Raw genomic sequence first — 14,263 nt, forward strand, 5'->3', positions numbered from 1 at the left:
CGTGCCCGGGTGCGCCGCCGCGCAGGCACCCGCTCGGGGGCGGGCCTGGGCCGCCTCTTTCAGATCTCGCCGGGCCTGCGGCGCCCGGCACCGCACCTGATCCCCCGGGCTCCGTCCGGGGCCCCCAGGTTGTCGGGGCGCCCGAGTGCGTCCCGTACACGGTGCGCTCCTCCGCCTTGCCGCGTGGGGAGACCCCAGGGCACCGGACGCCGCGGGCTCGGCCGGCGAGATCCCCAAGAGACGGCCTAGTCTGAAGCCGTGACCAGCAGCGATCTCGGAGACTTCCTGCGCGCCCGGCGCGCACGCCTGCGGCCGAACGACGTGGGACTCGTCTCCCACGGACAGCGCCGCGTGGCAGGGCTGCGCCGCGAAGAGGTGGCGGTCCTCGCCGGAATGAACAGCGACTACTACGCCCGGCTGGAACAGGGGCGCGAACGCGGCCCCTCCCCGCAGGTCCTCGACGCGATCAGCGGCGCCCTGCGGCTCGACGAGGCGTCACGGGAACACCTCTTCCGGTTGGCGGGCGCCGCGCCGGACGGCGACCGGCCGCAGCCGAGGGATTCGATCGGAGTCCCCCTGCGCCAACTCCTGGACGGGTACCCGGGCGCCCCGGCGTTCGTCCTCAATCCCGCCACCGACGTGTTGGCGGTCAACGCGATGGCCGACGCGCTGTTCTCCCCGTTCGCACAGCGGGACAACCTCGCGCGCATGACGTTCCTCGACCCCGCGGCCCGGCCGTTCTTCGTCCGCTGGGACCGTGCGGCCGAGGCGGTGGTGGCCGGCCTGCGCCACGCGGCCGGACTCGATCCGCACTACCCGCGCCTCAAGGCGCTGATCCGTGAACTCGGCGGGGCCAGCGCCGAGTTCACGGAGCTCTGGGCCGCTCACACCGTCCGCGGCAAGACCCACGACACCAAGGAGCTCCACCACCCCGACATCGGACCGCTCACGCTCGGCTTCCAGTCCTTCGCCGTGCTCGGAGCGCCGGGCCAGCAACTGGTGGTCTACCAGGCCGAACCGGGAAGTCCGAGCGCCCGGGGCCTCGCCCTGCTCGGCAGCCTGCACGCCACCCGCCGCACGTCATGACCGGCGTACGCCAGGACCGATCGGCGGCAGCGCCGCCCACGTGCTGAGTGCACCCTCGCGCCCGGTGCGACGCACGCCGGCGTCGGCGCTCCTGGTGGCCCAGGCGACGTGCCCGTCGGGGCGGACCAGGACCTCACGGACCCCGCCGAGCTCCGGGTGCTCCTCGGCCGGGCGGGCGGTGACGACACCGATCAGCGGGCCCCGTCCGGCGGCGGGGGCCCCGTACGCCTCCACGTGCGGGGCCCGCGCGTCCGTGAGCCGGAGCAGGACGAAGCCGCCCCGGTGCAGGAGCTCGTACACCCGCGTCGCGTCCGCACCGTCCGTACCGTCCCCACCGTCCGTACTGCCCGTTCCGTCCGAACGGGCGGAACCGGTCACGCTCAGGCCGATGTCGGGCATCCGGCGGCCGACCAGCGGATCGGCGTCGGGGGAGGCGTCCGGATAGCTGGTGCCGAGCGCGGAGACCTGGTCGGCGAGGCGGCGGTTGACCTCGGGCATCTTCAGCAGCTCCTCGAAGAGTCCGCGCAGCGCGGCGGCCGGCCGCCGGTACCGGTCTACCAGCGGAAGCTCCGCCAGTAGCGTCTGCACCGCGGTGTTCTCGGTGACGGCCCGGCCGACGGGGTGGCGCTCGGCGTGATAGGTGTCGAGGAGCCCGGGCGGGGCCCAGCCGTGCACCTCCGCCGCCAGTTTCCAGCCGAGGTTCATGGCGTCCTGGAGCCCGGTGTTGAGGCCCTGGCCCGAGGCCGGGAAGTGGACGTGGGCGGCGTCGCCCGCCAGGAGGACGCGACCGCGGCGGTAGGTGGCGGCCAGCCGGGTGGCATTGCCGAAGCGCGAGAGCCAGCGGGGCCGGTCGACCCCGAAGTCGGAGCCGCAGATCCGCGCCAGCCCCGTACGGAACTCCTCCAGGGTCACCGGCACCCGGGCCGGCGTCCGCATCCGCTCCGGATCGATGTACACGAAGCGGGTGAGCCCGTCGTCCAGGGGGACGGCGAGTACGCCCGCGTCCCGCGCGGTCGCGAGGGCCGCGGGGTCGGCCCCGACGGTGGCGAAGTCCCCGAGCACTCCGGTCAGGGTCTCGTCCGTGCCCGGGAAGTCGATTCCGGCCGCCCGCCGGACGGAGCTGCGCCCGCCGTCGCATCCGACCAGGTAGGCGGCGCGAACGAGCCGTAGGTCACCGTCCGGCCCGCGCACCTCCGCCGTGACCCCGTCCGCGTTCTGCCGCAGGCCCGTGACCGAGTGCCCGCGGTCTGTCCGCACCCCCAACTCCTGCGCCCGTTCGGCCAGCAGGGCCTCGGTGCGCGCCTGGGCCAGGAACAGCGTGTGCGGGTGGCGGCTGTCCAGCGCGGCGAAGTCCAGCGGGGTGTCGAGGGCGGCGAAGTGCCATCCCGGCATGGTCCGGCCGAGCCCCAGGAAGCGCGGGGCGAGCCCGCGCAGGTCCATCAGTTCCAGGCTGCGCGGATGCAGGGTCAGGGCCCTGGAGTTCTGGTGGGGCTCGGTGCGCCGCTCGACGACCAGGGTCCGTACGCCGGCCAGCGCCAGCTCGCAGGCGAGCAGCAGCCCGGTCGGTCCCGCGCCCACGACGATCACGTCGGTATCCATCGGTGATGCCTCCCACAATTAGTGAACAGCGTTCACGTGAACGATGTTCACTATAGTGAGACCCATGAGCTCCCCGTCAACCCCGGCCCGGGGCCGCCCGGCCCGACTCGATCGCGACCGGACGGTCGACACGGCCCTGGAACTCCTGGACGACGTCGGCCTCGACGCGCTGACGATGCGCCGCCTGGCCGATGCGATGGACGTCCAGGCCGGCGCGCTGTACCGGTACTTCGCCACCAAGGACGAGCTGCTGACCGCGATGGCGGAACGCATGCTGGTCGACGTCGCGGCGACCGGGACCGACGGCGACTGGAGCGAACGGCTGGCCGCCCTCGCCCGGGCGATGCGCACGGCGCTGCTCGCCCGCCGCGACGGCGCCCGCGTCTACGCGGGCACGCACGCGACCGGGCCCCACACCCTCGGCTTCGCCGAAGCGGTCGTCGGGGTGCTGCGCACGGCCGGCTTCGGGGAGGAGGACGCGGCGCGCGCGCTCATGGCGGTGGCCCACTTCACCATCGGTCACACGTTGGAGGAGCAGGCCGCGCTCCGGCCGCCGCAGGCCGACGGGGTGGCGGATGCCGAGCGCCTGTACCTGGCGGCCGAGCCCGAGCGGTATCCGCAGCTCGCCGCCGTGCTGCCCACGCTCACGCGTGGTGACTTCGGGGCGCACTTCGATTTCGGGCTGTCCCTGCTCCTGGCGGGGCTGCGGGCCCTCGATCGGGGGCCGACCTGCGGCGATGGCCCTGAAATATACTGACGGGGTGACTGAGAACCCGCTGCCTCCCTGCCCCGAATGTGCGGGCGCGTACGCCTACGAGATGGGGGCGCTCCTGGTCTGCCCCGAGTGCGGGCACGAGTGGCCGCTCGCCCCCGGCGAGTCCGGCAGCGTCTCCGAGGAGCGGGTGATCAAAGACGCGGTCGGCAACGTCCTCGCCGACGGGGACACCGTGACGGTGGTCAAGGGCCTGAAGGTCAAGGGCAGCCCGTCCGGCATCAAGGCGGGCACGAAGGTGCGCAACATCCGCCTGGTGGAAGGCGTCGACGGCCATGACATCGACTGCAAGATCGAGGGGTTCGGCCCGATGCAGCTGAAGTCCAGCGTGGTCAGGAAGGTCTGACCCGCCCCGACCGGCAGGGCGTGAGCTCGCCCGGCCTGACCGGGCCGGGCCTGACCGAGCCGGGCCGCCCCGGCCGGCTGTCGGCGGAACACGAAGGCGCCTGTCGGGCACGGTCCCGATCAGGCGCCTTCGTCGTTTTCGCAGGGGTGGGGCCGATCCGGCGGACGGCTCATGAGCCGGCGCGCTCATGGGCCGACGGGATCGCCGGAGGTTTCCCCGGCGGGGGCGGGTCGGTCAGCGCGCGGCGTACATGCGGAGGGGGACGGTCGTCGCGGTGGCGATGGACGCCGTGGCGGCGAAGATCACCTCGTCGTTCTGGCGGGCGATGACGCGTACGGGATGGCGGTCCGGCGCGCTCGCTTCTTCGGTGTTCGGGAGCGTCTCGATCCAGCAGGCCGAGGTCAGCTCCGCATAGCGGAAGAAACGAATCTCCATATCGGTCAGGACTCCCCGCCGGGGGTAGGCGGAACGGTACGCGGCCTGGCGCACGGCTTCCAGGAGCAGCATGCCCGGAGCGTGGTCGACGGGGTGGTCGAAGAGGATCGGGTGGTTGACGTCGGCCCGGAGCTGGGCGCGCCGCGTGGAGCTGGTGGGGGAGAGGACCACGTCGTGGAAGCGGTCGCGGCCCACGCGGCGGGGGGTCAGCGGTGGCGGAAGCGGGATCGTGCGGGCGGCCACCTCGTCGAGGTCCCCGTTCTGGCCGCGCAGCCGCTGGTAGACGGCCTCGGGCTGATTGGTGAATCCGGCCTCGGCGGTGCCGAGGAACTCTCCGTCGCGGGTGGCCGTCACGTGCATGGTGAGACCGGCGAGTCTGCGGCCGCGGCGCGAGATGCCGGAGCAGCGGATGTGCAGCGAGATGTCGGCCGGGGCCGAACCGACGGCGAGGGCGTCGGCGTTGGTCGAGTAGCTGAACGTGTCCCAGATCTGGCGGTGACCGAAGGGGACGTCGTACGCGACGTGGCTGAGGAGCGGGATGGCCTGGCGGACCGATTCGGCAAGGAGGAGGGGGTCGTGGTGTCCCCCGTCCGGTGTGTAGAAGCTGTGGGCGCGGGGCCACTGGGCGGTGACGACGTACTCGTCCGGTGCGACGGTGCGCCATCCGGTGAGCAGGACTTCCGAGTGTGCGCTCTTGTGTACGTACTCCCGCGGTAAGGCGCTGCTGAGCGCGGCGATGGGTGAGGCGGAGTGATCAGTGGACACAGTCATGGTTGAGCCCCCCTGGAACGTCGGACATGAGCTGGTGCTTGTTCGGCGCAGGTCCTAAAATAAAGGATGTTCGTTTTTTTTGTCGAGATTAGTTAGGTGCCCATGTCAGAACGAAAGCAACAACGCGCCCCCCAACTCAGGGCAGTTCAGACCAAAGCGGCCATCCTGCGTGCCGCGGCCGAGGTCTTCGACGAGTTCGGCTTCAGCGGCGCCAGCATCAGCAAGATCATGAAGCGGGCGGACGTCACCCAGGGCGGGATGTACTTCCACTTCAGCTCCAAGGAGGAGCTCGCCTACGCCGTCATGGTCGGCCAGGGCGACGGCCTGGAGTTCCCCGCAGGGGAGGACGGCCTGCAACACCTGATGGACATCACGCTCTACCTCGCCGAGCAGCTCCAGCACAATCCGGTGCTCCGTGCGGGCGTCCGACTGGCCGTGGAGCAGGGCGAGTTCGGCCTGCGCGACGACGTCGCCTACCAGGCCTGGGTGCTGGAGTTCCGCCAGCAGCTGCGCTTCGCCCGGGCGAAGGGCGAACTCCAGCCGGACGTCGACGACCACGAACTGGCCTGGGTGCTGGTCAGCTCCTTCACCGGGGCGCAGCTCTTCTCCCAGGCGTCCACCGGCCGGGCCGACCTGCCGCAGCGGATCGCTTCCCTGTGGCGCTACCTGCTGCCTGCGGTGGCCGCCGACGACATCCGGGGCGGGCTGCGCCTGACGCTGCCGCCGAGCGAGCCGAAGCCGGAGACGGGGTCGGAGGTGGAGTCGGAGTCGAAGCCGGGGCCCGAAGCGAAGCCGGAGCCCCGGTCGAAGTCGGCATCGGGGAAGAAGGCGTGAGCACCCCTCATGTGGTCGTCACCGGCGCGACGGGCTTCGTGGGGTCGGCGGTGCTGCGCCGACTGACCGGGCGGGACCAGCGGGCCGTGGTCCGCGCGGTGTCCCGCACGCAGGCCCACACGGCCTTATCCGGAGCGCAGTGGGTGGGCGCGGACCTGGCGGACGGACCGTCCCTGCGCGGGGTGTGCGACGGCGCGGACGTCCTGTTGTCCCTGGCCTCCTACGTCGGACCGGACGCCGACCGGTGCACCGCGGTCAACTCCGCCGGAACTGCGGCCCTGGTGGCCGAGGCCCGGCGGGCCGGAGTGGGGCGGATCATCCACCTGTCCACCTGCGCGGTCTACGGTCCGGGCCCGCATCGGGGGCTGGACATCGGCGAGTTGGAGCCCGCCCCGGTATCGGCGGCCAGCGGCAGCCGATTGGCGGGGGAGGGGCCGGTGCTCGACGCGGGGGGACTGGTCCTGCGCGCGGGGCTCGTGCTGGGGCGGGGCGACCGGTGGGCCGTACCGGCCCTCGTCGACTCCTTCCGGCGGGTACCGGCGCGCTGGGGCGCAGGAGCCGGGCTCGCCTCCTTCGTCGACGTCGACGACCTGGCGCGACTCATCGTGGCGCTCGCGCTCGGCGGCGGCACCGCGGCCAACGCCGGGGGTGTCCTGCACGCCCACCACCCCGAGCCGGTGCGCAACCGGGACCTCATGGACGTCCTCGCCGAGCACCGCGTGCTGCCGGAGCGGCCCGACGTCGACTGGTCGTGGCGCAGGTGTCTGGACACCTTGGCCGCGACCCCGGGATGGGTGAGCGAGCGTCAGTTCACGCTGCTGGCCGGCGACCACTGGTACCGCGCCGACGAGGCGTGGGAGCGCGCCGGGATCGCACCGGGGCCCGGCCCGCTGAGCCGGATCGGCCCGGCGGCCCAGTGGTACCGGGAGAGGGGCGGTATCGCGCCGGGGTGATGGCGATCTGCCAAAGCCTCAGTGGGATCGGGCGTGGGCGGGCTGTGTCGAGCAGGGCGGCGGGTAGCGTCCGCAGCACAGCCGGTCACCCCTGAAGGAGTGGAAATGTCCGATCTTTCGAACATCGTCAAGGCGTATGACGTGCGTGGCGTCGTGCCGGACGAGTGGGACGAGTCCCTGGCCGAGCTGTTCGGTGCCGCGTTCGTCGAGGTCGTGGGGGCTGGGGCGATCGTGATCGGTCATGACATGCGTCCGTCTTCGCCGGGGTTGTCGGCGGCGTTCGCGCGGGGTGCGGCGGCGCGGGGTGTGGACGTCACGCTGATCGGTCTGTGTTCGACGGACCAGCTGTACTACGCCTCCGGCTCGCTGGACCTGCCGGGTGCGATGTTCACGGCCTCCCACAACCCGGCGCAGTACAACGGCATCAAGCTCTGCCGTGCGGGCGCGGCTCCGGTGGGTCAGGACACGGGCCTGTCGCAGATCCGTGAGCTGGTGGAGAAGTGGTCGGACGAGGGTGCCCCCGTGATCCCCGAAGGCACCGTCCCCGGAACGGTCACGGAGCAGGACACGCTCACCGGTTACGCCGCCCACCTCAAGGGTCTGGTGGACCTGTCGTCGATCCGCCCGCTGAAGGTGGTCGTGGACGCGGGCAACGGGATGGGCGGCCACACGGTTCCGACGGTGTTCGAGGGTCTGCCGTTGGACGTGGTGCCGATGTACTTCGAGTTGGACGGGACGTTCCCGAACCACGAGGCGAATCCGCTGGATCCGAAGAACATCGTGGACTTGCAGGCGCGGGTGTTGGCGGAGGGTGCGGATCTGGGGATCGCGTTCGACGGTGACGCGGACCGTTGCTTCATCGTGGACGAGCGCGGTGTGGGTGTGTCGCCGTCGGCGATCACCGCGTTGGTCGCGGCGCGCGAGTTGGCCCGCAACGGCGGCGCCGGCACCGTGATCCACAACCTGATCACTTCCTGGTCGGTTCCCGAGGTCGTCCGGGAGAACGGTGGCACGCCGGTCCGCACTCGCGTCGGTCATTCCTTCATCAAGGAGGAGATGGCGAAGACGGGTGCGATCTTCGGTGGTGAGCACTCGGCGCACTACTACTTCAAGGACTTCTGGAACGCGGACACGGGCATGCTGGCCGCGTTGCACGTGTTGGCGGCGCTCGGTGGTCAGGACGGTCCGTTGTCGGCGTTGGTGGCCTCCTACGACCGGTACGCGGGCTCGGGGGAGATCAACTCCACGGTCGCCGACCAGGCGGCCCGTCTCGCGGCGGTGAAGGCGACCTACGGCGACACCGAGGGCGTCACGCTGGACGAGCTGGACGGTCTGACCGTGACCGCCCAGGGCTGGTGGTTCAACGTGCGTGCCTCGAACACCGAGCCCCTGCTGCGCCTGAATGTCGAGGCCCGTGACGAGGCCACGCTGGCCAAGGTCCGCGACGAGGTCCTGGCCCTCATTCGCGCCTGACCCGCCGATTCAGGCCGGGCTCCGCCAAACCCAGCCCCGCCGGCGTGTGAGGCGAGGGTCCGGGCGGAGCCCGGTGCCCGGCGGAGCCGGGTTCCTGCTTCCGCCCGGACCAGCGCCGCTCAGGCGGACCGCCCGACCCCCGCCTCACGACACCGCACCGCGTACGCGTACGCCGCTGACATCAGCGTCATGTGATGGTGCCAGCCCGGGAAGGACCGCCCCTCGAAGTCGAGGAGCCCGAACTCGTCGGCCAGCGAGCCGAGCACCGCGCTCGTCCGGGCCGACCGCCGCACCAAGTGCAGCAGGTCGTCCATCCGGTGGCGGTTCATGTTGGTGAGCCAGACGGGCCCACCGCCCCGCCGGTCCGGCCGCCGTTCGCCGAACAGCCGGTAGATCTGCTGCGCCCCGCGCCCCGCCGCTTCTCCCTCCGGCAACCGGACCAGCGCCGAGTGGATGCGCTGGCGCTGCGGACGCGCGTCGGGGCCGGCGAGCGGCGTGCTGTACGGGTGACTGGTGTTGCCCAGCCGGGCGAAGTCGCCCGCGGTGGTCCCGTCGCGCCCGGGCGTGCGCGCGCGTTCGCCGCCGTGTGCCAGGGCGGCGGCGCGGACCGCGAGGGCGGGCGGTACGGACACCAGGAAGTCGTACCCGCGGCGACTGAGCACGCCGATCAGCGCGGCAGCGCCGCCGAGGCGGCTCAGGTCGGCGACCACGGGGGGATGCACCGACGAGGTGCGGGCAGCGATCGAGTCGACGAGCTCCAGTACGAGGGCCTCCGGAGCCTGGTGGACGACTTCGGGGGAGATGCGCGCCCGGCGGCGCAGGACGGGATCCGCCACCCAGGCCTCGGGGAGGGCCAGCCGCCAGTCGACGGGCACGTTCATGCCGTCCAGGGAGAGGAAGAGGCAGAAGCCCAACTGGCAGTTGACGATGCGTCCGGCGGCGGGATCGAAGCGGCGGTGCACGCCGACCGAGTGCTCACCGCGTTTGGGGAAGCAGACCTGCCCGATTGCCCAGGCCCGCACGGGATGCCGTTCCTCCACCCAGCGGAGCAGTTCGGTGCGGGCCGGATTCCAGTCCCAGGGGCTCGCGTTGATGAATTGCTGGAGGGACTGGGAGGCGGTGGGCGACTCGGTGACGGACGCCGCGAGCCTGCGTACGGACTTCTTCCCCGGGGTGGTGAGCAGTCCCTGTAGGTAGACCCGGGCCCATCGCCGCTGGTCGGCCCTCGGTAAGTGACCGAAGAGGCGTTCCGCGAAGTCGGCCAGGGCGGTGTCACCGGCAGCCAGGGCTCTGGTCCTTGTCCGTGTCGTCATCTGTCTCCCCCTCCACTGCGGACGTCGGCGTGCGCCGTCTAGTACTCATAGAATACAGAACGTTCGTTTTTTTTCTAGCGAACCTATGGCGCCCCGCCCACGACTTCGGCACGTTGGATCCGGAGACCTGCGGCGCCCGTGCCGCAGCCGTGCCGGGCCGTCCCCCGGGAGGCCGGGCATGGGCGCTTCTTCGTCAAGTCGGCGTTGTCGGCGGTCGGCGCCGGGGCGACGCTGGAGGTCGCCATCTCCGTGCGGGGCGCGATGGCGAGTGAGGAACGACCTGGATGGCAGTGATAGTGCAGTGGTGAAGCAAGAGCGCGGCGTACGCACCCGTAATCATTTGATTTCGGTGGCTGCCGTTGAATTCGACCGCAATGGGTACGACGGGACCTCCCTTTCCCGGCTGAGCCGCTCCGCCGGAATTTCGATCGGAGCGCTCACCTTTCACTTCGCGGCGAAGGGGGAGTTGGCTTCCGCCGTAGAGGATTCGGGGCGCGCGGCCACCCGCAGGGTGGTCGAGGGGGTGACGGCCCGTGGCGGCCCGGCGCTGGACACCGTTTCCGCGCTCGTCCTCGCCCTCGGCCGGCTGATCGAGACGGACGCGGCCGTGCGGGCCGCGGCGCGGCTGACCCAGGAGCGGGTGGGCGCCGGACCCGACTGGTGCGGCTGCTGGCTCCCTGACGTCAAGGAGCTGCTCGAACAGGCCGCCGAGCAGGGCCAGCTGGACCCTGAGGTCGACCCGTGCCCGGTCACCCTGCTCACGGCGCACCTGGTGGGCGGTGTCGTCGCCCGGGTGCGCCGGGGCCGGAGCGAGCGCCCCGGCGCCGTGACCGGCGAGCTCAAGGAACTGTGGCGGCTCATCCGCCGGGGCATCGCGGCCCAGACGGGCCCGGAAATGCCCAAGTAGGAAGAAAAGCGAGGTAATTCAAACCGGCGGAGTGCGGTGCGCCCTAGCGTCGGTGGCATGAATTCCACACCTCACCGGATAACCAAAGCGGTGATCCCCGCCGCGGGACTCGGCACGCGATTCCTCCCGCTGACCAAGGCCACCCCGAAGGAAATGCTTCCGGTGGTCGACAAGCCGGCCATCCAGTACGTGGTGGAAGAGGCCGTCGCGGCGGGGATGTCCGACATCCTCATGGTCACCGGCCGCAACAAGCGGCCGCTGGAAGACCACTTCGACCGCAACTACGAGCTGGAGGAGGCCCTCCAGCGGCGGGGTGATCAGGACAAACTCAGGAGCGTCTGCGCCTCCACTGAACTCGCCGACATCCACTACGTGCGCCAGCGGGACCCCAAGGGTCTCGGGCACGCCGTCCTGTGCGCCGCACCCCACGTCGGCCGGGAGCCCTTCGCCGTCCTCCTGGCCGACGACCTGATCGACCCCCGCGACCCCCTGCTGGCCCGCATGACCGAGGTGCGGGAGCGGCTCGGCGGCAGTGTCGTGGCCCTCATGGAAGTGGATCCGCAGGCGATCCACCTGTACGGATGTGCCGCGGTGGACCGGTCGGCCGGCGGTGACGGCGTGCGCATCACCGAGCTGGTGGAGAAGCCGGAGCCCGGTACCGCGCCCAGCAACCTGGCCGTCATCGGCCGCTACCTCCTCGACCCCGAGATCTTCGAGGTCCTGCGGAACACCGCCCCGGGACGCGGCGGCGAGATCCAGCTCACGGACGCGCTGCGCACGCTGGTCCAGGCCGGACGCCCCGTGCACGGCGTGGTCTTCTCCGGCCGGCGCTACGACACCGGAGACCGCGCGGAGTACCTGCGCGCGACGGTCAGGCTCGCTTGCGAGCGCGCGGACCTGGGACCCGAATTTCTGTCCTGGCTAAGGGAGTTCGTGCGCTCCGAAGAGCTCGTGGGGGTCTGAACGGCCGCCCGGTGGGCGACCGGGGAACTTCCGCGGTCGCCCACCCCACCAGGCACTCCCGCGTCAACTTGCCCAGATCTCCACGCGGTTCGGCTTCCCAATTGGTTACCGAACGGTAATTACGTAATTTCTTCCCCGGGGTCGCCGCCCCGCCGGACGGAGCGGCGACCGAAGCACCGAGTGCACACAAGGAGGTGAACTTCATGGACGAGCCGAACCCGCGGCACGCGACGCAGCCCCCCGACGTCGCGGCCGAGGTGCCGGTCGGCGCACTGCTCGCCGCGGATTCCCCCCGTGCCGTCCGGGTGGACGAGAGCCATGCACAGGCCCTCGCGCACTCCGGCCGGACGCTGCCGCCGCTGCTCGTGCACCGCCCCACCATGCGGATCATCGACGGCACGCACCGGTTGCGAGCCGCCGTACTGCGCGGGCAGGACACGGTGCCGGTGACGTACTTCGACGGCAGCGCCGAGGACGCTTTCGTGCTCTCGGTCGAGGCCAACATCAGTCACGGGCTCCCGCTGACCCACGCGGAACGGACCGCTGCGGCGCTACGGATCCTGCGGTCCCACCCCGACTGGTCCGACCGCGGCATCGCGCGGCGGACCGGGCTGGCGGGCAAGACCGTCGGGGCACTACGACGCCGTGAGGTTCCGGGGCCCGCCCCGCCGGTCCGCGTCGGCCAGGACGGCCGCGTCCGGCCGGCCGACCCGGTCCGCGGCCGGGAGGCCGCGGCCAGGCTGCTGGCCGGCCGTCCCACCGCGTCGCTGCGGCAGATCGCGCGGGAGGCGGGCATCGCGCCCTCGACCGTGCGGGACGTACGGCGTCGGATCGGTGCGGGCGCGGACCCCGTACCGGCGGCCCAGCGGCGCTCCGGCACCACCCCGGCCCCCGCACCGCCTCCGGTCCCCGCCCGGGTCCGGGGGCAGCCACTGCCCGCACTGGTCAGCAGCCTGTGCAAGGACCCCCTGCTCAGGCTGAGCGATGCGGGCAGGCTCCTGCTCCGCATGCTCGACCTCCAGGTGAGCGGCCTGCGCCAGTGGGAGCGGATCGTCGCCGCAATACCCCCGTACCGCGTGGAGACGGCGGCCGACGCGGCCGCCCAGTGCGCACGGGACTGGCAGGAACTGTCCGAAGAACTCCGGCGCCGTGCCTCGGCGCACACCCCTGCCTGAGCCGGCTTCCCCGGCGAGTACCGGCCTTCGAGTCGGAAGGCCCCCGTTGTGATCGAAAGGACGTATGGCGATGTCGGTTGTCGAGGGAGCGCGTGTTGACGCGGGTTCAGGGGAGGGGGGAGGAGCCGAGGGGCCCGTTCGTTTGGACGGGCGTCTGAAGTTGGTGTTGGTGGTGCTGCTGGTGGCGCAGTTCATGCTGGCGGTTGATTTCTCGATTTTGAACGTGGCGTTGCCGGTGATCGGTGACGGGCTGGGTTTCTCGTTGTCGAATCTGCAGTGGATCGCGACGTCGTTCGCGTTGTGCGCTGCGGGCTTCACGCTGTTGTTCGGGCGGGTCGCGGACCTGTTCGGGCGGCGGCGGTTGTTCTTGGTGGGTCTGGCGGTGCTGGGCTTGTCCTCGCTCGTGGGCGGCCTGGCGACGTCGCCGGAGATGCTGCTGGTGGCGCGTGTGTTCCAGGGGCTGGCGACCGCCGCGGTGACGCCGGCCGGTCTGTCCCTACTCACCACCTCGTTCCCCGAGGGTCCGCTCCGTGAGAAGGCCCTCGGCCTGAACGGTGCTCTGATGTCGGCGGGGTTCACGACGGGCGCGATCCTGGGCGGTGTCCTGACGGACCTGCTGTCGTGGCGGTGGGCGTTCTTCATCAACGTCCCAGTCGCCCTGGCGGTGCTGTTCATCGCTCCGACGGTGATCAAGGAGTCTCGTCCGTCGGTGCGTCCGAAGCTGGACCTGCCGGGTGCTACGGCCGTGACACTGGGTCTGCTGGCGCTGATCTACGGGCTGACGCAGGCGGGTGAGCACGGTTGGGGTGCGCCGTCAGCGCTGGGCTGGCTGGCCGCGGGTGTGGTGCTGCTGGTCGTCTTCTACGCCATCGAGTCGAAGAGCTCGGCCCCGCTGGTGCCGGTTTCGGTGTTGAAGAAGAAGACGGTCGCGTGGGGCAACATCGCGGGTCTGATCGCGTTCCTCACCGAGACCAGCCTGGTCTTCCTGATGACGCTCTACCTGCAGGAGGTCCTGGACTTCTCCCCGCTGACGGCGGGTCTGTCGTTCGGTGTGTTGGGTATCGGCACGGTGATCGGTGGTTCGTTCGCTCCGCGGGTGATCGGTGCAGTGGGAACGCGGTCGACGCTGATCATCGGTGGTGTGTTGCAGGCGGTGGCGACGCTGAGTCTGGTGGCGCTGGGCGAGACGTCGGCGTCGATGTGGCTGCTGCTGGTCGCGACGTTCGCGGGTGGTGTGGGCAACATGCTGGTGATCGTCGGGTTCATGGTGACGGCGACGACGGGTCTGCCGGATCACGAGCAGGGTATGGCGACGGGTCTGGCGACGATGACGCAGCAGGTCGGCATCACGATGGGTACGCCGATCATGTCGGCGATCGCCGCGGCCAACACCGACATCCATGACGGGATCACGACCGCGGTCATCGTGAACACCGCGATCGTCCTGGTCGGCACCCTCACCACCGTCCTCTTCCTCCGGAACAAGGCCGCGAAGGACCTCGCCGCCGCCGGCTGAGCCCCCTGACCGGCCCTCCCCCCCCAGAGGCGCCCCGGCACGGTCCTCTTCCCCCGACCGTGCCGGGGCGCCCCCTCCCCAAGGCCCCTCCCCAAGGTCTCCCTCCCCAAGGTCTCCTCT

The 14,263-nt window shown here is 71.4% G+C and carries 13 protein-coding genes; 10 read left to right on the plus strand and 3 right to left on the minus strand.

Annotation, left to right across the window (positions count from 1 at the left end):
- Positions 1-258 precede the first annotated feature (258 nt).
- Positions 259-1,086 carry a helix-turn-helix transcriptional regulator gene (locus OG594_RS15445; RefSeq protein WP_266599179.1) on the plus strand — a complete coding sequence of 276 codons (828 nt, stop codon included), beginning with the start codon at positions 259-261 and terminating at the stop codon, positions 1,084-1,086.
- On the opposite strand, the gene OG594_RS15450 is transcribed toward OG594_RS15445, so the two are convergent.
- A complete protein-coding gene (locus tag OG594_RS15450; RefSeq protein WP_266599181.1) occupies positions 1,081-2,685 on the minus strand; it encodes an FAD-dependent monooxygenase in 1,605 nt (534 codons plus the stop codon). The two genes, OG594_RS15445 and OG594_RS15450, sit on opposite strands and share 6 nt — an antisense overlap.
- Before the next feature lie 64 nt (positions 2,686-2,749).
- On the opposite strand from OG594_RS15450, the gene OG594_RS15455 reads away from it, so the two are divergent.
- Positions 2,750-3,442, plus strand: coding sequence for a TetR/AcrR family transcriptional regulator (locus tag OG594_RS15455; protein ID WP_266599183.1), 693 nt, complete (start codon positions 2,750-2,752; stop codon positions 3,440-3,442).
- A gap of 4 nt (positions 3,443-3,446) precedes the next feature.
- Entirely contained in the window at positions 3,447-3,803 is a 357-nt protein-coding gene (locus OG594_RS15460; RefSeq protein WP_323185223.1) for a zinc ribbon domain-containing protein YjdM, read from the plus strand.
- Positions 3,804-4,037: 234 nt separating this feature from the next.
- Here OG594_RS15460 and OG594_RS15465 read toward each other — a convergent pair whose 3' ends face one another.
- Positions 4,038-5,009 (minus strand): ScbA/BarX family gamma-butyrolactone biosynthesis protein, encoded by a 972-nt coding sequence (locus OG594_RS15465; RefSeq protein ID WP_266599187.1) that lies wholly within the window; start codon positions 5,007-5,009, stop codon positions 4,038-4,040.
- A gap of 102 nt (positions 5,010-5,111) precedes the next feature.
- On the opposite strand from OG594_RS15465, the gene OG594_RS15470 reads away from it, so the two are divergent.
- The 3 genes from OG594_RS15470 to OG594_RS15480 all read left to right on the plus strand — a co-directional run bounded on the left by OG594_RS15470 (position 5,112) and on the right by OG594_RS15480 (position 8,269).
- The gene (locus tag OG594_RS15470; protein ID WP_266599189.1) at positions 5,112-5,843 is read left to right on the plus strand and encodes a ScbR family autoregulator-binding transcription factor; all 732 of its coding nucleotides are present in this window, start codon (positions 5,112-5,114) and stop codon (positions 5,841-5,843) included.
- The gene (locus tag OG594_RS15475; RefSeq protein ID WP_266599191.1) at positions 5,840-6,796 is read left to right on the plus strand and encodes an NAD(P)-dependent oxidoreductase; all 957 of its coding nucleotides are present in this window, start codon (positions 5,840-5,842) and stop codon (positions 6,794-6,796) included. Before OG594_RS15470 ends, OG594_RS15475 begins: the two co-directional genes overlap by 4 nt.
- 105 nt (positions 6,797-6,901) lie before the next feature.
- Positions 6,902-8,269 (plus strand): phosphomannomutase/phosphoglucomutase, encoded by a 1,368-nt coding sequence (locus OG594_RS15480; protein ID WP_266599193.1) that lies wholly within the window; start codon positions 6,902-6,904, stop codon positions 8,267-8,269.
- Positions 8,270-8,388: 119 nt separating this feature from the next.
- Here OG594_RS15480 and OG594_RS15485 read toward each other — a convergent pair whose 3' ends face one another.
- A complete protein-coding gene (locus OG594_RS15485; protein WP_266599195.1) occupies positions 8,389-9,582 on the minus strand; it encodes a transposase in 1,194 nt (397 codons plus the stop codon).
- A 349-nt stretch (positions 9,583-9,931) separates the two neighbouring features.
- Between OG594_RS15485 and OG594_RS15490 the strand changes: the two genes are divergently transcribed.
- From OG594_RS15490 to OG594_RS15505, 4 genes are all read left to right on the plus strand, one after another.
- A complete protein-coding gene (locus OG594_RS15490; protein ID WP_266599197.1) occupies positions 9,932-10,489 on the plus strand; it encodes a TetR/AcrR family transcriptional regulator in 558 nt (185 codons plus the stop codon).
- Between the two features lie 57 nt (positions 10,490-10,546).
- On the plus strand, positions 10,547-11,452 hold the full coding sequence (gene galU / locus OG594_RS15495; protein ID WP_266599199.1) for a UTP--glucose-1-phosphate uridylyltransferase GalU: 906 nt from the start codon (positions 10,547-10,549) through the stop codon (positions 11,450-11,452).
- A 203-nt stretch (positions 11,453-11,655) separates the two neighbouring features.
- The gene (locus OG594_RS15500; RefSeq protein WP_266599201.1) at positions 11,656-12,627 is read left to right on the plus strand and encodes a ParB N-terminal domain-containing protein; all 972 of its coding nucleotides are present in this window, start codon (positions 11,656-11,658) and stop codon (positions 12,625-12,627) included.
- 70 nt (positions 12,628-12,697) lie between these two features.
- Positions 12,698-14,143 carry an MFS transporter gene (locus OG594_RS15505; RefSeq protein ID WP_266599203.1) on the plus strand — a complete coding sequence of 482 codons (1,446 nt, stop codon included), beginning with the start codon at positions 12,698-12,700 and terminating at the stop codon, positions 14,141-14,143.
- The last annotated feature ends 120 nt before the right edge of the window (positions 14,144-14,263 follow it).

Source organism: Streptomyces sp. NBC_01214, from assembly GCF_026340975.1.
In the GTDB taxonomy this organism is placed as follows: Bacteria; Actinomycetota; Actinomycetes; order Streptomycetales; family Streptomycetaceae; genus Streptomyces.